This window comes from Nocardia sp. NPDC003482 (assembly GCF_053588115.1).
Genome location: NZ_JBSFPI010000029.1, coordinates 41,444 through 60,693 on the forward strand (window position 1 = coordinate 41,444; position 19,250 = coordinate 60,693).

At 69.1% G+C, this 19,250-nt stretch carries 20 protein-coding genes and 1 tRNA gene; 9 read left to right on the forward strand and 12 right to left on the reverse strand.

Features of this window, described 5'->3' with window-relative positions:
- Positions 1-64: 64 nt before the first annotated feature.
- Together ACWDSJ_RS33055 and ACWDSJ_RS33060 are read left to right on the forward strand one after the other, a co-directional pair.
- The gene (locus ACWDSJ_RS33055; protein ID WP_450036607.1) at positions 65-1,687 is read left to right on the forward strand and encodes a bifunctional 3'-5' exonuclease/DNA polymerase; all 1,623 of its coding nucleotides are present in this window, start codon (positions 65-67) and stop codon (positions 1,685-1,687) included.
- Positions 1,688-1,722: 35 nt separating this feature from the next.
- The gene (locus tag ACWDSJ_RS33060; RefSeq protein ID WP_450036609.1) at positions 1,723-2,550 is read left to right on the forward strand and encodes an SDR family oxidoreductase; all 828 of its coding nucleotides are present in this window, start codon (positions 1,723-1,725) and stop codon (positions 2,548-2,550) included.
- 99 nt (positions 2,551-2,649) lie between these two features.
- Here the strand turns inward: ACWDSJ_RS33060 and ACWDSJ_RS33065 are convergent, their stop codons facing one another.
- Positions 2,650-3,063: a DUF7144 family membrane protein gene (locus ACWDSJ_RS33065; RefSeq protein WP_387363156.1), complete on the reverse strand. Its 414-nt coding sequence runs from the start codon at positions 3,061-3,063 to the stop codon at positions 2,650-2,652.
- Positions 3,064-3,149: 86 nt separating this feature from the next.
- Positions 3,150-3,476: a hypothetical protein gene (locus ACWDSJ_RS33070; protein WP_450036612.1), complete on the reverse strand. Its 327-nt coding sequence runs from the start codon at positions 3,474-3,476 to the stop codon at positions 3,150-3,152.
- An 86-nt stretch (positions 3,477-3,562) separates the two neighbouring features.
- Here ACWDSJ_RS33070 and ACWDSJ_RS33075 point away from each other — a divergent pair, with 86 nt between their 5' ends.
- From ACWDSJ_RS33075 to ACWDSJ_RS33095, 5 genes are all read left to right on the forward strand, one after another.
- The gene (locus tag ACWDSJ_RS33075; RefSeq protein WP_450036614.1) at positions 3,563-4,132 is read left to right on the forward strand and encodes a TetR/AcrR family transcriptional regulator; all 570 of its coding nucleotides are present in this window, start codon (positions 3,563-3,565) and stop codon (positions 4,130-4,132) included.
- A 144-nt stretch (positions 4,133-4,276) separates the two neighbouring features.
- Entirely contained in the window at positions 4,277-4,747 is a 471-nt protein-coding gene (locus ACWDSJ_RS33080) for a MarR family winged helix-turn-helix transcriptional regulator (protein ID WP_450036616.1), read from the forward strand.
- A gap of 100 nt (positions 4,748-4,847) precedes the next feature.
- Positions 4,848-6,464, forward strand: a complete 1,617-nt coding sequence (locus tag ACWDSJ_RS33085; RefSeq protein WP_450036618.1) for a carboxylesterase/lipase family protein — start codon at positions 4,848-4,850, stop codon at positions 6,462-6,464.
- 269 nt (positions 6,465-6,733) lie between these two features.
- The gene (locus ACWDSJ_RS33090; RefSeq protein WP_450036620.1) at positions 6,734-8,017 is read left to right on the forward strand and encodes a cytochrome P450; all 1,284 of its coding nucleotides are present in this window, start codon (positions 6,734-6,736) and stop codon (positions 8,015-8,017) included.
- A 14-nt stretch (positions 8,018-8,031) separates the two neighbouring features.
- Complete coding sequence (locus tag ACWDSJ_RS33095) at positions 8,032-9,264, forward strand: cytochrome P450 family protein (protein WP_450036622.1); 1,233 nt, start codon at positions 8,032-8,034, stop codon at positions 9,262-9,264.
- A gap of 78 nt (positions 9,265-9,342) precedes the next feature.
- Here ACWDSJ_RS33095 and ACWDSJ_RS33100 read toward each other — a convergent pair whose 3' ends face one another.
- Both ACWDSJ_RS33100 and ACWDSJ_RS33105 read right to left on the reverse strand, forming a co-directional pair.
- A complete protein-coding gene (locus ACWDSJ_RS33100; RefSeq protein WP_450036624.1) occupies positions 9,343-9,768 on the reverse strand; it encodes a hypothetical protein in 426 nt (141 codons plus the stop codon).
- 84 nt (positions 9,769-9,852) lie between these two features.
- Positions 9,853-10,509: a flavodoxin family protein gene (locus ACWDSJ_RS33105; protein ID WP_450036625.1), complete on the reverse strand. Its 657-nt coding sequence runs from the start codon at positions 10,507-10,509 to the stop codon at positions 9,853-9,855.
- Here ACWDSJ_RS33105 and ACWDSJ_RS33110 point away from each other — a divergent pair.
- Positions 10,502-10,912 (forward strand): hypothetical protein, encoded by a 411-nt coding sequence (locus ACWDSJ_RS33110; protein WP_450036627.1) that lies wholly within the window; start codon positions 10,502-10,504, stop codon positions 10,910-10,912. The genes ACWDSJ_RS33105 and ACWDSJ_RS33110 overlap by 8 nt on opposite strands.
- Positions 10,913-10,924: 12 nt before the next feature.
- Positions 10,925-11,077, forward strand: coding sequence for a hypothetical protein (locus ACWDSJ_RS33115; RefSeq protein ID WP_450036629.1), 153 nt, complete (start codon positions 10,925-10,927; stop codon positions 11,075-11,077).
- Between the two features lie 10 nt (positions 11,078-11,087).
- On the opposite strand, the gene ACWDSJ_RS33120 is transcribed toward ACWDSJ_RS33115, so the two are convergent.
- The 8 genes from ACWDSJ_RS33120 to ACWDSJ_RS33155 form a co-directional block, all read right to left on the reverse strand.
- Positions 11,088-11,161 (reverse strand) — tRNA-Leu (locus ACWDSJ_RS33120).
- A gap of 57 nt (positions 11,162-11,218) precedes the next feature.
- Positions 11,219-12,685 (reverse strand): peptide MFS transporter, encoded by a 1,467-nt coding sequence (locus ACWDSJ_RS33125; RefSeq protein WP_450036631.1) that lies wholly within the window; start codon positions 12,683-12,685, stop codon positions 11,219-11,221.
- A gap of 250 nt (positions 12,686-12,935) precedes the next feature.
- Complete coding sequence (locus ACWDSJ_RS33130) at positions 12,936-13,883, reverse strand: Ppx/GppA phosphatase family protein (RefSeq protein WP_387363121.1); 948 nt, start codon at positions 13,881-13,883, stop codon at positions 12,936-12,938.
- Positions 13,876-14,451 (reverse strand): DUF501 domain-containing protein, encoded by a 576-nt coding sequence (locus ACWDSJ_RS33135; RefSeq protein WP_450036633.1) that lies wholly within the window; start codon positions 14,449-14,451, stop codon positions 13,876-13,878. The genes ACWDSJ_RS33130 and ACWDSJ_RS33135 overlap by 8 nt, the downstream gene beginning before the upstream one ends.
- Positions 14,448-15,074, reverse strand: coding sequence for an FtsB family cell division protein (locus tag ACWDSJ_RS33140; protein ID WP_387363115.1), 627 nt, complete (start codon positions 15,072-15,074; stop codon positions 14,448-14,450). Before ACWDSJ_RS33140 ends, ACWDSJ_RS33135 begins: the two co-directional genes overlap by 4 nt.
- Before the next feature lie 48 nt (positions 15,075-15,122).
- Positions 15,123-16,412, reverse strand: a complete 1,290-nt coding sequence (gene eno, locus ACWDSJ_RS33145; protein WP_450036635.1) for a phosphopyruvate hydratase — start codon at positions 16,410-16,412, stop codon at positions 15,123-15,125.
- A gap of 176 nt (positions 16,413-16,588) precedes the next feature.
- Positions 16,589-17,323: a lytic transglycosylase domain-containing protein gene (locus ACWDSJ_RS33150; protein WP_450036637.1), complete on the reverse strand. Its 735-nt coding sequence runs from the start codon at positions 17,321-17,323 to the stop codon at positions 16,589-16,591.
- A gap of 276 nt (positions 17,324-17,599) precedes the next feature.
- On the reverse strand, positions 17,600-19,159 hold the full coding sequence (locus ACWDSJ_RS33155; RefSeq protein ID WP_450036639.1) for an ABC transporter ATP-binding protein: 1,560 nt from the start codon (positions 19,157-19,159) through the stop codon (positions 17,600-17,602).
- Positions 19,160-19,250: the final 91 nt, after the last annotated feature.

Genomic DNA, 19,250 nt, shown 5'->3' on the forward strand with positions numbered 1-19,250 from the left:
CACGGGAAGACCACCGGCGGCGGGTCGGCGCTGGTTGTCGGTGGTCGATGCCAGACTCGTGCCCATGCGATGGGCACTGGCCGAGACCGGCGACGGCGGGGCGCGGCTGTGCCCGGTCGACGCCGACGGGCGAGCCGCGGGGCCGGTGGTGGTCGAGCCCTCGCTCGTCGAGGCGGTGCGGGCGCGGCCGGAGGTCGAGCGGTGGGTGTGGCGGTCGACCAGTGCGATCTATCGGCGGCTGCTGGCCGCGGGGGTGCGGGTCGAGCGCTGCTACGACGTGGAGGCCGCGGAGGCGCTGCTGATCGGGCACGAGGAGGGGCAGTCGGGCCAGGCGCGGTCGCTGGCGGCGAGTTGGGCTCGGCTGCACGGACTTCCGGTCCCGGCCGACGGTCCCGCCCGCGCGGCGCAGACCCAGCCGTCCCTGTTCGAATCCGGCCCGGTGCCACTGCCCACGGGCACCGACGAACTGGACGCGCTGCTCGAGGTCTACGCCGGGCAGCTGGCGCGGACCGCGCGGACCGAACATCCGGAGCGGATGCGGCTGCTGCTGGCGGCCGAATCGGCGGGAATGCTGGTCGCGACCGAGATGTCGCGCACCGGCATCCCGTGGCGCGCCGACATCCATCGCGAGCTGCTGGATTCCCTACTGGGCGAACGCTTTCCGGGCGGAATGGAACCGCGGCGGATGGCGGAGCTGGCCGAGGAGGTGTCGCGGGCCTTCGGCGCGCGGGTGCGGCCGGATCTGTCCCAGGAGATCATCAAGGCGTTCGGACGGGCGGGAATCCTGTTGTCCTCCACCCGCAAATGGGAGCTGCAACGGGTCGAGCATCCGGCGGTGGAACCGCTGCTGGCCTACAAGACGTTGTATCGGCTCTACACCGCGCACGGCTGGTCCTGGCTGGACCAGTGGGTGCACGACGGCCGCTTCCGACCCGAATATCTGCCCGGCGGAACGGTTTCGGGCCGCTGGACCACCAATGGCGGTGGGGCGCTGCAAATTCCGAAGATCATCCGGCAGGCGGTGCGCGCCGATCCCGGGTGGCGACTGGTGGTCGCCGACGCCGACCAGATGGAACCCCGTGTGCTGGCGGCGATCTCACGCGATCGCGGTCTGATGGAGGTGGCCGGGCGCGGGGAGGATCTGTACGCCGACCTGGCGGCGCGCGACTTCGACGGCGACCGCGATCAGGCCAAGATCGCGATGCTGGGCGCGATGTACGGACAGACCTCCGGCGACGCGCTGAAACACCTCGCCGAACTGCGCCGCCGCTATCCGGCCGCGGTGGCCTACGTCGACGACGCGGCCCGCGCGGGCGAGGAGGGCCGTCTCGTCCGCACCTGGCTGGGGCGCACCTGTCCGCCGGTGGACGGGGAGCTCACCGCCGCCGCGGCGCGGGCTCGGGGGCGGTTCACCCGCAACTTCGTGGTCCAGGGCAGTGCGGCCGATTGGGCGCTGTCGTTGCTGGCGACATTGCGGCAGTTGATCTTTCGGGCGGGATCGCGGGCGGAACTGGTGTTCTTCCAGCACGACGAGGTGATCGTGCACTGCCCGGCCGAGGAGGCCGAGACCGTCGCGGCGGTCGTCACGACCGCGGCGGAGGCGGCGGGGCGGCTCACGTTCGGACCGACGCCGGTGCGGTTCCCGTTCACGACGGCGGTGGTCGAATGCTATTGGGACGCCAAGTGATGTGTGTCGCCGGCTGCGCCGGGTAGCCGTCGAGCATGGTTGCTTCCGCTCCTCTCCCGCAAGACCGGACCGGCGCGCCGATGCGGGCCGTGGTGACCGGATCCGATTCCGGTATCGGCGCGGCGATCGCGGTGGCCCTCGCGGGCGGCGGCGTCGACGTCGGAATCACCTTCCACCAGGACGAGACCGGCGCCCAGCGCACCGCGGATCAGGTGCGCGAACAGGGCGTCCGCGCGGCGGTCCGGCACCTCGATCTCACCGATCCGCCCACCGCCGCGGGCGTCGTCGACGAGCTGGCCGACGAGCTCGGGGGCATCGATGTCCTGGTCAACTGCGCGGGCACCGGCTCGGCGCAGAAGGCGATGGATATGGATTTCGACACCTGGCGGCAGGTGCTGTCGGTCGATCTGGACGGCGCGTTCCTCTGTTCGCAGCGCGCGGCCCGGCGCATGATCGACGCCGGGCGGGGCGGCCGGATCGTCAATATCACCAGCGTCCACGAGCACGCGCCCCGCGTGGGTTCCGCCCCCTACTGCGCGGCCAAGGCCGGTCTCGGCGCCCTCACCAAGGTGCTCGCCCTGGAACTGGCCGAACACGACATCACCGTGAATTCCGTTGCGCCAGGCGAGATCTCGACCCCCATGACCAGCCAAGAGGACACCGACCCACGCACCGAATCCCGTCCCGGCATCCCCCTCGGCCGCCCCGGCCACGCCAAGGAGGTCGCCGCCGTCGTAGCCTTCCTCACCACCCCCGCCGCCAGCTACATCACCGGCGCCTCCTACGTCGTCGACGGCGGCATGCTCCTCATGGGCCCCCAAGCCAGCAGCACCCTCGACACCCACAAATGGCGCACCCCTTGAAAGGTCCTCCAACTCAGCCGCACCCTTTATTCGAATCCGCACCCCTTCCATAGCTCTGAAAGGGGTGCGGATCCGAATAAGGGGTGCGGCTGGGTTGCGTTAGGGGGTGGGGGTCTTGTCGGGGTTCCAGGTGGCGATGGCCCAGATGACGACTATGTCGAGGGCTATGACGAGGATGGACCACCAGGGGTAGTAGGGGAGCCAGAGGAAGTTGCCGACGATGGACAGGGCGGCCAGGGTCATGGCGGCGACGCGGCCCCAGGTGGTGCCGGTGGCGAGGCCGATGGCGGCGACGATGAGCAGGATGCCGAGGACGATGTGGATCCAGCCCCAGCCGGTGACGTCGAGTTCGTACAGGTAGTCGGCGCCGGCCACGAACAACTGGTCGGAGGCCACCGCGGAGATGCCCTCCAGAATGGACAGGACCCCGACGGTGATGAGCAGAACCGCCGCGCCGAGCGAGACCCCGGCCGCGACCGCGTTTCGTGCTCCGGGTCGTGATGCGTGTGTCATGAGCGAGACTCCTTCGCGAGTACCCGATCAGGCGAACGATCAGCTATCTCACATCATGGCACGCGAGGCGACCGATCGGTCCGCAATCAGGCGATCGGCTCCGGACCCGGCGGAGTGGGCAGTCCGAGCCGGGAGTTCAGCCGGAACGCACCCCGCCGCCCGTGGAACACGGCCATGAGCAAGGCCCCCGCCAGACCGCTCACGCTCCCCGCGACCGGATGATCCGACAGCCCGGCCCACACCCCGAACCCGGCGGCGAGCGCGAGCCCGAGGACCCCCGCGACCGCATTGCGCAGCGGATCATTGCCCCAGACATTCGGAAACGGCTCGCCCACCATGCCTTTCACGAAATGCGGGACGGCATTGGCCCCCATGAGCCCGGCCAGGGCGGACAGCAGGATCGTATGCCACACGGCGATCACCCTCACTCTCGGTCAACAAGCGTAGACCGAAGCTAACACCTCGCCGCCCGCCCAGTCAACGCACGTAGACTGACCGGATGAGTTCCCGTCGCGCCGAACAACGCAATCGCACCGAGGCCCGCATTCTGACCGCAGCCCGGAAGCTGTTCGCCGAACTCGGCTACGACCGAGCGACCATCCGCGCGATCGCCGCCGAGGCCGACGCCGACCCGGGGCTCGTCATGCGCTACTTCGGTTCCAAGGACGACCTGTTCGCCCGCGCGGCGGCGTTCGGCGACGACGACCACGTGACCGGAACCCCCGAGCAGGCGGCCGAACAACTGCTGACCGCCCTCGAACACAAACTCGCCGACGAACCCACCGAGGCGCTCGCGGCGTTGCGCTCCATGTTCACCCACCCCGACGCCCTGAGCGAGGTCCGCTCCGGCATGGTCGCCCGGCAGCGCCAGGCCGCGGCCCACCTCGCGCCCGACGACGCGGACCTGCGCGCCGGACTCCTCGGCGCGGTCACCATCGGCGCGGTCATCGCCCGCCACCTGCTGCGCCTGGACGGAGTGGCCGAAGCCGAACCGGAACGGGTGACCGCGTTGCTGCGCGGGGCGTTCCACGAAATCGCTTACGGCTCAATACGTTCCGACGATGCCTGACCGAACCTCCGGCCGCGAGGCGAAAATCGTTGCGGTGGAGGGCCATTGTCGATATCGCGGGCCAGCGGCCGACCATCCTCGCCGACGAGGCCGTCAAGCCGGGCGGCGACGGATTCCACGCATCGACGCGGGCAGAATGGGAGCGTGAACGCGCCAGCCGATCCGGTCCCATCCCGGGCGACCTCGCCCGAGGCCCAGCTCAGCGCGCTGCTCGGCCCGCTGCGCCGGGCGGTGCTCCGACAGACCCGGGCCGCCGCGGATCTGCCGGATCTGCCGGAGGCGCAGATCGAATTGCTGCGGCTGCTCGTCGCCACCGACGGCCTGCCGCCGGGCCGCGCGTCCAGCGAATTGAAGGTGGCGCAGTCGACGATCAGCAATCTCGTGCGGGCCATGACCACCGCGGGACTGATCGAGCGGCGTCCCCTGCCGTCGGATGGTCGGGGAGCGCTGCTCGTCGCCTCGCCGCGGGCCCGCGACCTCCTCGCGCGCTACGACCGGGCCAGTTCGGCCATGCTGCGCGAGATCCTCGGCGACCTGCCCGCCGCGGACCGGCGAGCCATCGAGGACGCCCTGCCCGCCCTGCGACGCCTGCTGGCCGCGCTGGCCGAAAAGTGACATCGCTCGAATTCGTCACCCGATACCCATGGCTCGAACGCCGGTGTGCCGCTACCCTTTCGCCCTAATACTTTTGCATCAAAAGAAGCAGGAGCGGGACATGGGCGTCTCCATTCCGGCAGCGCGTCGGCAGTCTTCGGCCTGGCTGTGGTCCCTCGTCGCGATCCTCGGCCTGCTCGCGGCGGCCGTGCCCGCGACCGTCGGCGCGGCCCCCGGCGACGCGCCGGTGACGACCGTGAGCGGTGGCGAGATCAGCGGGCGGCGCGCCGACGGTATCGTCCAATATCTCGGCGTGCCCTTCGGGGCGTCGACCGCGGGCGAAAACCGTTTCGCGCCACCACGACCCGCTCCCGCCTGGACCGGAACCCGTCCGGCCGTCGAGCACGGCCCGGCCTGTCCGCAGGCCCCCACCCTGCCGACCGGTGCGCCGCTGTGGCCGTCGAGCGAGGACTGCCTGAACATCGACGTCTACGTCCCCGACCATCCCGCCGACGCGAAACTGCCGGTGATGGTGTGGCTCTACGGTGGCGCGTTCGTCCTCGGCGCGAACTCCCAATACGATTCGCCCGCACGGCTCGTGCGCGACGGGCAGGTCATCGTCGCCATCCCCAACTACCGCGTCGGGCCGTTCGGCTTCCTGGCGCTGCCCGAACTCGCCGACGCCGACGGCGGCGCGACCGGCACCTACGGCACCCTCGATCAGCAGGCCGCGCTGCGCTGGATCCGGGACAACGCGGCGGCGTTCGGCGGCGACGCGGACAATGTCACGCTGTTCGGGGAGTCGGCGGGCGGCATGAGCGTGTGCACCCAGCTCGCCTCCCCGCTGGCCCGCGGTCTCTACGCCAAGGCGATCGTCCAAAGTGGCTCCTGCGCCCGTAGTCCGCTCGCACCGCCGAGCAAGGAGGTCGCCTACCAGCGCTCGGCCGATTACGCCGCCGCGCTCGGATGTGCCGATCCCGCAAGCCGTTCGGCATGCCTTCGTGCCTTGCCGGTGGGCCGCCTGCTGGACTCCCCTACCACCTCGCTCATGTCGATGAACGTCACCTGGACGCCGATTCTCGACGGCGTCGTGCTCACCACCGACCCCGAGACCGCCCTCGCGAACGGCGCCGCCCGCGACATTCCCCTGATCACCGGCAGCAATACCAACGAGGGCGCGACGTTCATCGCCCTGCTGGACTACACCCGCGGCGCCGTCCCGACCGACAGCGACTACCTGGCCTGGCTGCGCACGGAATTCGGCGCCGACACCGATCGTGTCCTCGACCGATACCCGCTGTCGGCCTTCGCATCCGCCACCGAGGCCAAGCGACAGGTGATCACCGACGGATTCTTCGCCTGCCCCTCCCTGTTCGTGTCCCGGGCCGCGCGCCACGGCGGCGGGCGGGTCTGGCAGTACCAGTTCGACGACGCGCCCTTGGGCCAGAACCCGGTGCTGCCCGGCGCCTTTCACGCGGCCGACGTGCTGTACGTCTTCTCCGGCGGCGTCGGCCTGCCCTACCCGCTTCCGCCCGTAGCCGATCAGCTCTCCCGCCGTATCCAGCAGAGCTGGGCCCGATTCGCCCACACCGGCGATCCCGAGACGCCCGCCTTCACCCCGTGGCCCGCCGAACCCGACCGCACCCTCGAACTGAGCGGCGATCGCGTCCTCGTCGGCGACGGTTTCGAGGGTCAGCATCACTGCGATCTGTGGTCGGGGATCGGACATATCGGGTAGATCGGTACACCCCTACTGGTTCGGGGGTGGATTTGCCGCCGTTCGCCCCACATCGGCTGGTGGTGTCGGTTAAGTTCCTTTCGGAGCGTTGGGACCGAATGGGGGATTTGCGTGGACCGGAGCCGCGCGCGCTCGCGCGGGGCGGTACCGTGTGGCAGCATTGCCCGAAACATCCTGAGTCGCAACGTATTCGATGTAGTACGACGACGGAATGGCTGCTGCTCAACGGGTTTCATCGCAGCGATCCGTCGACAGTTTGGAGATCAACTGTGACCGAGTCGCATTGGCCGACCGCCGCCGCGGTGAACGACGACACCACGGTGATCCGGCAATCGCCGTTCGATCGCGGCGAACCGGGTTTTCCGATGTACGACCAGGCATTCGCCGACGATCCGCACGGCGCGTGCGAGATGCTACGGGACAAGTACGGTTCCCTCGCGCCCGTCGAACTCGCCCCGGGGGTGCCCGCGACGCTGGTGCTGAGCTATCGCACCGCGGTGCGGATCCTGCACGATCCCGACCGTTTTCCGGCCGACCCGCGCATCTGGCAGCGCAGCCTGCCCGCCGGTCACCCGTTGCTGCCGATGCTGGAGTGGCGGCCCAACGCGCTGCGCAATTCCGGTCTGGCACATGCCCGTTACGGTGAGGCGAACCGCGACGCGATCGACGGCGCGGACAAGCACGCGATGCACCGCGCCATCGAACGCATCGCCATCGATCTGATCAACGGCTTCTGCACCGGCGTCGAGGGCGAGGCGATGGTGCGCGTCGACCTGCTGAGCCAGTACATCTATCCGCTGGTGTACCAGGTGCTGGGCCATCTGCTGGGCTTCGAGACCGACACCTTGCAGAAGGTCGGCGAGGGGATGGCGGCCATCTTCGACGCCGCCGGTGACGCCGACGAGGGCAACCGGCTGCTGATGGGCGCGCTGTTCGAACACATCGCGCGCAAACGGGAGTCGCCGGGCCAGGACATCACCTCGCGGCTCATCGATCACCGCAACAACCTCACCGACGAGGAGATCGCGCATCAACTGGTCACCCTGCACGGCGGCGGCAGCGAACCGCAGGTGCATCTGATCAGCAACACGCTGTTGCTCATGCTCACCGACGAGCGGTTCGCGGGCAACCTCCTCGATGGCAGCCTGTCCACGCTGGACGCGCTGGACGAGGTGCTGTTCACCAATCCACCACTGGCGAACTACTGCGTCACCTATCCGCGGCAGCCCGTCGTCATCGACGACACCTGGCTACCCGCACACGAACCGGTGGTGATCAGTATGGCGGCGTGCAACCGCGATCCGGAGGCCCGCGCGCTGAGTGTGCGCGGCAATCGCTCGCATCTGGCGTTCTCGGCGGGCGAGCATCACTGCCCCGCCCGCAAGGAGGGACTCCAGATCGCCCAGGACGCCGTCGATCAGCTCCTCGACGCCCTTCCCGACATGCAGTTGGCGGTCCGGACCGACGAATTGGTCTGGCGCCCAGGGCCGTTCCACCGGGCCCTGACCGAGCTGCCGGTCACCTTCCCGAAATCTCCACCGTTGCATGTCTAGATGAGGAGATACACATGGAGCACACCGACGCGTTGACACTGGACGTCGCGGGCGCCGACATCCAGGGCGAGTCCGCGACTCTGCGCGAGCGCGGGCCCGTCGTCCCGGTGCTGTTACCCGAGGGCGTGCCGGCCTGGTCGATCACCGATCAACAGATCCTGCGCGGTCTGCTCCTCGACCCGAGGGTATCCAAGGACGCCCGGCAGCACTGGCCCGCCTTCATCAAGGAGGAGGTCGGGCAGAGCTGGCCGCTCTACACCTGGGTGGCGGTCAACAACATGTTCACCGCGTACGGGGACGACCACACTCGGCTACGGAAACTGGTGCGGCCCGCGTTCTCGCCGCGCCGGACCGAGGCGATGCGGCCGCGGGTCGAGGCCATCGCCGCCGATCTGCTCGACCGGCTGGCCGAGACACCGGCCGGGGAGCCGGTCGATCTGCGGGAGGGGTACTGCTATCCGCTGCCCATTCGGGTCATCTCCGAACTCATGGGCGTGCCCGAGAGTTTGGGGCCGGGGCTGCGGACCTGTGTGGACGGCATCTTCGACACGTCGCTGACGCCGGAACAGGCCGGGGCGAATTACCTGGAGATGCAACGGATTCTGCGTGAACTGGTCGCGTATCGGCGGGAGCATCCCGGCGACGACATGACCAGCGTCCTGATCGGTCATCGCGACGAGGAGGACGGTTCGCGGCTGAGCGAGCAGGAGTTGGTCGACACCCTGCTGCTGGTCATCAGCGCCGGGCACGAGACCACGGTCAACCTGCTCGACCAGGCGATCTACCTGCTGCTGACCCATCCCGAGCAGCGCGCCGCGCTGGAGTCGGGCGCGGTCGAGTGGCGAGAGCTGGTGGAGGAGGCGCTGCGGTTCGAGGCGCCCGTCGCGCATCTGCCGCTGCGCTACGCGGTCGAGGACATCGATCTCGAGACCGCGACCGGGACCGTCCGGATCGCCGCGGGCGAGGCCATTCTTGCCTCCTACGCGGCGGCCAACCGGGATCCGAAGGTGTACGGGCCGACGGCCGAGGAGTTCGATATCACCCGAAAGGAGAAGGACCACTTGGCCTTCGGGTGGGGAAAGCATTTGTGCCTCGGTGCCGCGCTGGCCCGGTTGGAGGCCGATATCGCGCTGTCGGCGATCTTCGCGCGATTCCCCGGAATGCGTTTGGCCACCGACGATTTGGGGACCGTGCCCAGTTTCATCTCCAACGGTCACGGGCGATTGCCGGTATTGCTGGAAGGCTGAGACGGGAAACGGCCCGGGGCGCGGGAGCTTTCGTGCCGCGCCCCGGGCCTGTCCATCGTCGCGGACAGCAGGACGCGATTACTCGGGCTTGTAATGCGTCGTGGCCGCCTTCACCGACTCACCCTTCTCATCGAGCAGACCGGCGGCCACGAGGGCGGGCTTGGATTTGTCGAATTTGCCCTGTCCCGCCGCGACCTCGACGGTGACCATCTTGGTCTTTCCGTCGCATTCGGCCTCCTGCACCTTCTCCCCCGAGGCCTCGTCCGGACTCGGATTCGCCTGCAGCACACCGGCGGCGAGATAGACGACCTTGTCGTCCTTCGAGCAGCTGTACTTCACCTCGACCTTCGCCGAATCCTCGCTGACCTCGACCTTCCCGACCGACAGCTCCGCATCCGGCCGCGCGTTCGCGACACCGACCCCGGCCATACCCCCGCCGAGCACGAGCGCGGTGAGCGATCCGACCGCCATCATGCGGGGCACCACATTTCCGAGCCGTTGCATCTTGGTCCTTCCAGTTGGGTGAATGGTCCATGGCTATTCGTTGCGGGGGTGGGGGCGGATGGGAGAATTCGAGCGACACCCGATTCACGCGAAATGTGCCAGCCCCCTGGCGAAGACGCGAGCCGCCTCGAGGTCCGCCGCTCCGGGACGACCCCGGTGGTGCCCCCCGATCAGCCGCAACGGCAACCAGGTGTCGAATCCGCGGCAGTCGAAGGTACCGACCACCTCGAATCCTTTTCGTTCCAATGTGGTGGACATGCGCCGGAAATATCGCCGGTACGGCGGTTCGGGAAAACCGCTGGTGGCGAAGACGAATGCGCGGCGGTGGTTGGTTTGCGGTAGCGCGGCTACCAACCGCCGCAGTGTGGGATGAAAGTCCAGATTGAAAATCCCCGAGCCGAAACCGACCAACGTCGCCGCCGCCAAATCCTTCGGATCGACCTTCTCGGGAGCCACGATCACGGCGTCGAGTTCCTGCCCGATCGCCTCGGCGATCCGCGCGGTATTGCCATGGGACACCGACGCGCACACGATCACGGCCGAAGTCTGTGGTTGCTCAGTGGTTTCCATGGGCATGGAGACTTCGGTCGGGGCGGAGGTGTGACAGGTCGAGGGGGTGAGGTGTGACACAGGCTGGAGAAGGATTTGTCCCGGGCGAACAGGAACCGCGATCGCCAGGGAGCCGCTACATACTCGACTTCGACACCCGCTGTTACGCAATACAATTCGATAGGTGATCAAAGCCTCACCGGCTACCCGTCGCCTCTTCCTCATCGCCTCGGCGGCCTGCCTCTTCGGCGCTTCCCTCGGCTTCTCCGCGGGCCTGACCCTCAACGTCTACGGCGACCGGATTCCGCGCATCGAGCAGTACACCGCCCAGGAGAAACAGTTCCTCGAGGGGCTCGACTCCTACGACGGCCAACTCCGCGTCATGGCGTGGAAATATCGGCGAGAAAGCGTGGACCTCGCCAAAGCCGTCGTCGCCGACCTGCGAACCGAAATCGCCGCCCATCCGAACAGCGACCGCGGCCCGCAACGAGTCTTCGTGGCCCGCCGCGTCACCTACCAATACGCCGTATCGAAGGAGGAGGCCGAGACTTTCGTCACCCTGGCAGCCACCTATCTCGCACCCGAATTGCTGTAGGCCGCAGGTCGATTGCCGGACACCTCGCTGGTTCTCGCTGTCGCAGGGGTGGCCGGTTGCGTCGGCCAGGGCCTGCGCGAGGTGTCGTCGATGCCTTTGCTCGTCCGGCTGCACGACGACCAGGTGACCATCACCATCACACTGCCGGCCGAACAGGTTGTGTAGATGCAGTACGTGCCCCCGGTGGGGATCGAACCCACACTGTACGGATTTTAAGTCCGCTGCCTCTGCCAATTGGGCTACGGGGGCGTGCCGGGTCAGCCTAACGGATTTGTACGGGCGTCTCGGAATTGTTTGAGGACTTGATCAGTGGACTCCTCTCATGAGGGCGGTGATCTTAGGGGCCTGGGTGTGGGTCAGGAGGCCGATGGCTAGGGCTACCAGGCCGGTCAGGGCGAAGTAGGGGATCTCGGCGTCGGGGGTGTAGAAGCGGGCCAGGACGCCGGAGAGGGCGGTGCCGAGGCCTACCGAGAAGAAGTAGAGGGCCATCATCTGGGCTCGGAAGGCTCGAGGGGCTAGTTGGGTGGTGACGGCCAGGCCGATGGGTGACAGCAGGAGTTCGGAGACGGCGAAGCCGCCGAGGATCAGGAAGACCAGCAGGGCGGGTACGGTTTTGCCGTCGAAACCCGCGAGCGGGACGAACAGCAGGAATGACGCGCCCATGCCCATCACGCCGTAGGCGAACTTGTGCGGGGTGCTGGGGGCGCGGGTGCCGAGGCGGGTCCACATCATCGCGAACAGGGGTGACAGCGCGATGATCCAGACGGGCTCCTCGGAGCCGATCCAGTTCGAAGGGGCGGTCCAGCCGAGCAGCGACCAGTTCATGCGTTCGTCGGAGTAGACCGCGAGCACGGTGAAGATCTGCTGGAACAGCGACCAGAACACGGCGTTGGCGACGAACAGCGGAATGAACGCGCGGACCCGGGTGCGCTCGAGCGGGGTCACCCGCGGATGGGTCAGCATGACCGCGAAGTAGGCGATCGAGGCGACCGCGATGACGCCGGTGGTCACCCACGACAGCTTGCCCAGGGTGAGCAGTCTCGTCGCGATCGCGATCGGCACCACGACGAGCAGCACGACCACGAACCCGACCGAGCGGCCGATCTCGTTGGGCCGCAACGGGTTCGGAACCTCTCGCCCGTGCGTGCCGAGGTTGCGCCGGAACACCACGTACTGCGCGAGACCCAGCGTCATCCCGACTGCCGCCGCGCCGAAACCCCAGTGGAATCCGATATCCCGTTGCAGCACACCGGTGATCAGCGGCCCGACGAACGCGCCGAGGTTGATGCCGAGATAGAACAGCGTGAAACCGCCGTCCGCCCGCGCGTCACCCTTCTCGTACAGCGTGCCCAGCAACGAGGAGGCGTTCGCCTTGAGCGCGCCGCTGCCCAGCGCCACCAGCACCAGGCCCACCCCGACACCGGTGAGTCCGGGCAGGATCGCCAGCGCGACGTGTCCGGCCACCACGACCACACCACCGTAGAACACCGTGCGTTCCATGCCGAGCAGGCGGTCGGCGACCCAGCCGCCCAGCACCGTCGACAGGTACACCAGACCGCCGTACGCGCCGACAATGCCCGTGGCCGTGGACTGTTCCAGGCCCAGCCCGCCCTCGGCCAGCGAGTAGTACAGGTAATAGCCGAGGATCGTGAGCATGCCGTAGAAGGAGAACCGCTCCCACAGCTCGACGCCGAACAGGTTCACCAGCCCGATCGGATGCCCGAACAGCGTCCGTTCGGTGCGCTCCTGTTGGAGGTGGGCCCCTTCCGTCATGCGCTCGACCTTTCCATGCCATCGCAATCTTTCAGCAACCGGGGTTGTGGTCGCCTGAACTCCGGGCGATCCGGGTGTGGATCGCCGCGGCCAGCAGAGTAGCGGGATATGTCTGTCGAGGAAGCGAATTCCGATCAGATTGTTGGACGCTCGAGCAATTTGCTCACAATGTGCACAAGTGCGGGCGAGCCGCCTTGGCACCGTGCACTACCGCGCACCGGAGCGCGGACGCGTCCTCGAACAGGTGTGTCTACAGCGTCGAGAGCGCGATCCCGTCGAGGATGTCGTGCTCGCTGACGATCAACTCGGAAATGCCCGCGCGCCGGGCGAGTTCGTCGGCGAGCACCTCGGTGATCACGGCCCCGCCGCCGATGACGTCGACGCGGCCGGGATGCATCGGGCCCAGCGCGGCGCGCTCGTCGTGGTTCATGCCGATCAGGCGATGGCACACGGTGCGCAACTCGTCCAGCGGCAGGCGGGTGAGATGCACCTTCTCCGAATCGTATTCGGGTAGATCGAGCGCGACGGCGGCGATGGTGGTCATGGTCCCGGCCACGCCGACCCAGGTGCGCGCGCGGCCGACCGGAACCGTGCCGAACGCCTGCGCCAGCCGCTGCGAGGCGAAGAACCGCGCCGAGGCGACCTCCTCGGGGGTGGGCGGATTGCCGTGCAGGCAGCGCTCGGTGATGCGGACGCAGCCGATGTCGGCGGAGTAGGCCGCGGTCACGCCGGTCGCGTCGCCGAGCACGACCTCGGTGGAGCCGCCGCCGAGATCGACCACGACGAACGGTCCCTCGTCGTCGGCGAGTTCGCCGACCGCCCCCGCGAACGACAGCCGGGCCTCCTCGTCGCCGGTGATCACCTCGGCCGTCGCGCCGGGCACGACGCGGCCCAGTTCGGCGGCGGCCATGGTGAAGAAGTCGTCGCGGTTGCTCGCGTCGCGGGTGGCGGAGGTGGCGACCATGCGCACGCGGGTGACCTCGTTGTCGCGCATGAGGTCGACGTAGTCGTGCAGGGCGACGCGGGTCCGCTCGATGGCCTCGGGATTGAGCACGCCGGTCGCGTCGACGCCCTGGCCGAGACGCACGATGCGCATCTCGCGGTGCACGTCGGCGAGGCGGCCGTCGGCGTCGACGTCCGCGATCAGCAGTCGAATCGAATTCGTGCCGCAGTCGACCGCGGCCACCCGGTTACTCATCGCGTTCCTCTCCCGCCGAATGTGGCTGGTACCGTTCGTATTTCGGCCAATCCGCGGGAATCGCGGTGCCGCGCAGTCCGGTGTCGGCGGCCAGGGCGACCGCCTCGTCGCCGAGCGGGTTCACCCCCGGGCCCTTGGCCAGGGCGTGTGCCATCAGCACGTGCAGACATTTCACTCGATCGGGCATGCCGCCGCCGCTGAAATCGGTGCCCAGCGACTCGATTTCGTCGCGTTCGGCCAGATAGCCCTCGTGCGCGCGGCGGTAGGCCGCGGCCAGTTCGGGATCGGCGGCGAGGCGTTCGGTCATGCCGCGCATGAGTCCGGCGGCCTCCTGACGGCTCGCCTCGGCGGTCAGCCGGGGATCGGTCAGGTAGTACAGCGTGGGGAACGGGGTGCCGTCGGGTAGTCGCGGTGCGGTCTTCACCACGGCGGGTTGGCCGTCGGGCGTGCGGTAGGCCACGGCCAGCACCCCACGCGGCGGGCGTCCGAGCTGACGGGCGACGATCTCGAGATCGGCCTCGCTCGGCTGCCCACCCCCGCGTGCCGAGTGGGTGTCGGGCTGGGTCACCGGGGCGCTCCTTCGGGGGTAGGCGAAACCTGTTGTGCGGGTTGGGGAGTCGACACGCTGCGCCACAGCTCGGTGTACCAGGGGTCCGGTTTGCGCGGGGGCGCGATCTGGGCGGGGACGGGGGGTTGCTCGATGCCGGGCACCTGCACGATGTACGGCGTCTCCCCCGGCATGACCAGGCGCAACCGGTTGCGCGCCTCGGATCGGATGTAGGCCGGATCCTGTTGCTGGGCACGGCGATCGCGCAGCCGCGCCAGATCGTCCTCGAGTTCGTGGCGCTGCTGGGTGAGCTGGGCGGCCTCGGCGCGCTGGCTGAAATAGGTGCGCATCGGCACCGCGAGGGTGAGCGCGAGCGCGCACAGCACGGCCGCGAGGATCACCGCCCGTCCAGTGGACAGGCCGAGGATCTTGCGGTCGTGCCGATCGTGCGACTTCGACTTCGCCTTGGCCGCAGCGGTTTCCGGCTTGCGGTCGCGGCGCTGGACCGCGCGCTTGCCCGCGGCGGTGCGGGCCGCGGGGGCCGACGCACCGGCCGCGCGTTCGGGGCGCGATCGGGACGACCGCGACGAGCGGCGTTCCCCACGTCCGGCCGGACTGGTTCCGCGCGCTCGTCGCTCCGTCATCTCACACCTCGAAAGTCGGTACCGATTGATCGACTCGCGACGACGTTACTAGTCCTCGGCGACGAAGCGCGGGAACGCGACGTCCCCGGCGTAGCGGGCCGAATCGCCCAGCGCGTCCTCGATGCGCAGCAGCTGGTTGTACTTGGCGACGCGCTCGCTGCGGGCGGGTGCGCCGGTCTTGATCTGGCCGCTGCCGACCGCCACCGCCAGGTCGGCGATGGTGGTGTCCTCGGTCTCGCCGGAGCGGTGGCTCATCATGGTCTTGTAGCCGTTGCGATGGGCCAGCTCGACCGCGTCGAGGGTCTCGGTGAGGGTGCCGATCTGGTTGACCTTGACCAGCAGCGCGTTGGCGGCGCCCTTGGCGATGCCGTCCTCGAGGCGCTCGGGGTTGGTGACGAACAGGTCGTCGCCGACGAGCTGGACCTTCTCGCCGATCTGATCGGTGAGGGCGACCCAGCCGTCCCAGTCGTCCTCCGACAGCGGGTCCTCGATGGAGACCAGCGGGTAGGCCGAGAGCAGTTCGGCGTAGAAGTCGGCCATCTGCGCGGCGGTCTTGTCCGCGCCCTCGAACTTGTAACCCGAACCGGCCGTGTAAAACTCGGTGGCGGCGACGTCGAGCGCCAGGGCGACATCGGTGCCGAGCTTGTAGCCCGCCTTGCCGATGGCGGCGGCGATCAGGTCGAGCGCCTCGCGGGTGCCGCCCGCGAGGTCGGGGGCGAAACCGCCCTCGTCGCCGAGGCCCGTGGCCAGGCCCTTGGTCTTCAGTTCGGCCTTGAGCGCGTGGTAGACCTCCGCGCCCCAGCGCAGCGCCTCCTTGAAGGTGGGCGCGCCGATCGGGGCGATCATGAATTCCTGGACGTCGACGCTGGTGTCGGCGTGGGCGCCGCCGTTGAGGATGTTCATCATCGGGACCGGCAGCACGTGGGCGTTGGGGCCGCCCAGGTAGCGGAACAGTTCCAGGCCCGAGGACTCGGCGGCGGCGCGGGCCACCGCGAGCGACGCGCCGAGCAGGGCGTTCGCGCCGAGGCGGGACTTGTCGGGGGTGCCGTCGAGATCCAGCAGGACCTGATCGACGGTGCGCTGCTCGACCGCGTCCAGACCGATGATGGCCGGGGCGATCTCGTCGAGGACGCCCTCGACCGCCTTCTGCACGCCCTTGCCGCCGTAGCGGTCACCGCCGTCGCGCAACTCCACGGCCTCGTGCTCGCCGGTGGACGCGCCGGAGGGCACGGCCGCGCGGGTCAGCGTGCCGTCGTCGAGAGCGATCTCGACCTCGACGGTGGGGTTACCGCGCGAATCCAGGATCTCGCGAGCTCCGACCTGTTCGATGATGGCCACGAAAACGACACTCCTTCGGCTGTGGACTCCGTCCCGCTCACCGCCGTCCATGAGCAGGTCGCACGGCGAGCCCGTGCACCCGCGAGCCTAACGCAGGGCGCGGGCGGGTACCTCGACCAGATCCCAGCCGCACCCCTTGCATGGAGACGCGCCGGTGACGCGCCGAAAATAAATTCTCAGGCGCGGCGGCCGACGCTGTAGGCGGCCGCGTGATCGCGGACGTTCAGCATGTAGTCGCGGGACTGGTTGTAGGTGAACAGAGCTCGCTGCCAGCCCTCGGGCGTGGTCAGGTCGCCGCCGCTGACGCAGAGGTAGCGGGCGGCGGTGAGGGCGGCGTCGTCGATGTTGTCCGGGTCGGCCACGCCGTCGCCGTTGGCGTCGACGCCGAAGCGCTGCCAGGTCTCGGGGAGGAATTGGAAGGGGCCTTCGGCGCGGACGTAGACCGGGGCGCCGGTGCGGGCGGTCTCGGTCTCGTCGAGAATCCTTGCGACGCCCGGGGATCCGTCGAGGGGCACGCCGCGGATCGGCGGCCGCACCTCGCCGTCGGCGTCGAGGCTGGAGCCGCCGTGGCTGCCGTGTTTGCTCTCCACCCCGGCGATGCCCGCGATCGTGGTCCAGGCGATCCCGCAATTCGGTTGGGCGCGAGCCATGATCGCCGCGGCGTACCCGTACGCCTCCAACGCGATCACCGGAATCCGCAGCGCCCCCGCCTGCTCCCCCGCCCAATCCCGCAACTGCTCGGCCGCCCGCCCGGGCGCGTCGAGATCGATGACCGGCACCGCCGTCCCCGGCCCCGGCGGAATCCCCTCGGGAATCGGCGGCAACTTCTCCCCGATCCCACACCCCGCCACCCCGACCACAAGGGCCACGAGCACCACCCCGCCGAAGGCCCTGAACTTCCTCGAACGCACACCCCCATCATCCAGCCTCCCCACCCCTTCCCAGCTCAACCACCCCGAGCGATCCCCAGGACCACGAACCCAGCCGCACCCTTTATTCGAATCCGCACCCCTTGCAGGGCTCTACAGAGGGTGCGGATCCCAATAAAGGGTGCGGCTGTGTTGCCGTGCTTTCCTGGGGGTTCGGCAGTACGAGCCGCACCCTTTGTTCGGATCCGCACCCCTTGCAGGGCTCTACAACGGGTGCGGATTCGAATAAGGGGTGCGGCTGGGTTCGTGGGGGTGGGGTCAGGAGAGGAGGGAGAGGGTGGCTTCGTGGGTGGGGGTGGTGAGGACGGTGGGGACGGGGCCGGATTCGGCGGTGTGGCCGGAGTCGAGGACGTGGATGTGGGTGCAGTGGCGGGTGACGAGGGGGATGTCGTGGGTGATGAGGAGGAGGGCGAGGTTGTGGGTGCGGCGGAGGGTGTCGAGGAGGGTCATGATCGCCGTCGCGGTGGTGGGGTCGAGGGCGGAGGTGATCTCGTCGCAGACGAGGACGGTGGGGGTGAGGGCCAGGGAGCGGGCGAGGGCTACTCGTTGGCGTTGGCCGCCGGAGAGTTCGTGGGGGTGACGGTGGGCGAGGTCGGGTGAGAGTTCGACGGTGGCCAGGAGGTCGGTGACGGCGGCGGGGTCGCGCCGGCCGCGATGGCGGAGGAGGGGGCGGGCGAGGGTTTCGCCGACGGTGCGGCGGGGGTTGAGGCTGCCGGTGCTGTCCTGGGGGACGAGGGCGACGCGGCCGCGGGTGCGCACTGAACCCGTTGTGGGACGGCGCAATCCGACGATGACCCGGGCCAGGGTGGACTTGCCCGCGCCGGAGGGGCCGGTGAGCGCAAGCGCCTGCCCGGCCGCGACGGTGAGGTCGATGTCGGTGAGTACTCGTCGCCCGCCGATAGCTGCCGACACCCCCGAAACCACAAGCGGTACTTCGACGCTCGCCTCTGGCTGTGCACCGAGAGCAACCGGACCCGCGTCCCGCTCCGCACCGCGACCAACCAGACCCCCGTCCCGTTGCGCGCCCGAAGCGACCGAACTCGTCTCTCGTTCCGCGCGGACTGCAACCGGACCCGCGTCTCGTTGCGCGCCAAGACCGATCGGGCCGCCGGACCCGTTGCCCGCCAGCGCATTCCCCCGCCGAGCGACATCGGGAAAAACGGCCGGAACTCCAGCGACCCCCGAACCCCCCACCACCACCTCCCCATCCGCCAACTCCCGCAACGCCGCCGTATCGTGCCCCGACACCACGATCGTCGTCCCCCGCTCGGCCGCCGCCCGCCGCAGCAACCGGATCACCGCCCCCCGCAGACTCCCGTGCAACCCGGCCAGCGGCTCGTCCAGCACCAGCACCGGCGTTTCCCGAGCGAGCGCTCGCGCCAACGCGATTCGCCGTTGCTCACCGCCGGACAGTTCGGCGGGGCGACGGCGCAGATAGGAGTCCGGCAGGTCCACCGCCGCCAAGGCGGCCCGGGCGCGGGTGGGATCGGACAGCTCGGTGAGCAGCGTGTGCACCCGCATCGTGGGATTGAGCGACACGCCGGGATCCTGGCTCACGAAGGCGATCTGTTCACGCCGGAACCGTTGCAGCGCGGTCCCTTTCAACGACAGCACATCGTGCTCCCCTACCCGCACCGTCCCGGCGGCGCTCGCCCCGGCGGGCACCTGACCGAGCAGCGCCCGCAGCAGTGTCGACTTCCCGCACCCGGACGGCCCTCGGAGCCCGAGGATCTCGCCCGCCGCCACCGCCACCGAGACGGGCGCGAGCAGCACCGACCCGGACGAGCCACGCACCGACAGTTCCTCGACCGTGATCACGACCCGTCCCCTTCCGTGCGCACCGCGGGCCCGCTCCCGAGCGCGGCGGCCAGTAGATTCGCGCTCACCGCGAGCAGACCGATCGTGATCA

Excerpts from the sequence above, each read along its gene's own strand:
- ACWDSJ_RS33055 (WP_450036607.1), top strand. The coding sequence starts at position 65 with ATGCGATGGGCACTGGCCGAGACCGGCGACGGCGGGGCGCGGCTGTGC.
- ACWDSJ_RS33060 (WP_450036609.1), top strand. The coding sequence starts at position 1,723 with ATGGTTGCTTCCGCTCCTCTCCCGCAAGACCGGACCGGCGCGCCGATG.
- ACWDSJ_RS33065 (WP_387363156.1), bottom strand. The coding sequence starts at position 3,063 with ATGACACACGCATCACGACCCGGAGCACGAAACGCGGTCGCGGCCGGG.
- ACWDSJ_RS33075 (WP_450036614.1), top strand. The coding sequence starts at position 3,563 with ATGAGTTCCCGTCGCGCCGAACAACGCAATCGCACCGAGGCCCGCATT.
- ACWDSJ_RS33085 (WP_450036618.1), top strand. The coding sequence starts at position 4,848 with ATGGGCGTCTCCATTCCGGCAGCGCGTCGGCAGTCTTCGGCCTGGCTG.
- ACWDSJ_RS33095 (WP_450036622.1), top strand. The coding sequence starts at position 8,032 with ATGGAGCACACCGACGCGTTGACACTGGACGTCGCGGGCGCCGACATC.
- ACWDSJ_RS33100 (WP_450036624.1), bottom strand. The coding sequence starts at position 9,768 with ATGCAACGGCTCGGAAATGTGGTGCCCCGCATGATGGCGGTCGGATCG.
- ACWDSJ_RS33125 (WP_450036631.1), bottom strand. The coding sequence starts at position 12,685 with ATGACGGAAGGGGCCCACCTCCAACAGGAGCGCACCGAACGGACGCTG.
- ACWDSJ_RS33130 (WP_387363121.1), bottom strand. The coding sequence starts at position 13,883 with ATGAGTAACCGGGTGGCCGCGGTCGACTGCGGCACGAATTCGATTCGA.
- ACWDSJ_RS33140 (WP_387363115.1), bottom strand. The coding sequence starts at position 15,074 with ATGACGGAGCGACGAGCGCGCGGAACCAGTCCGGCCGGACGTGGGGAA.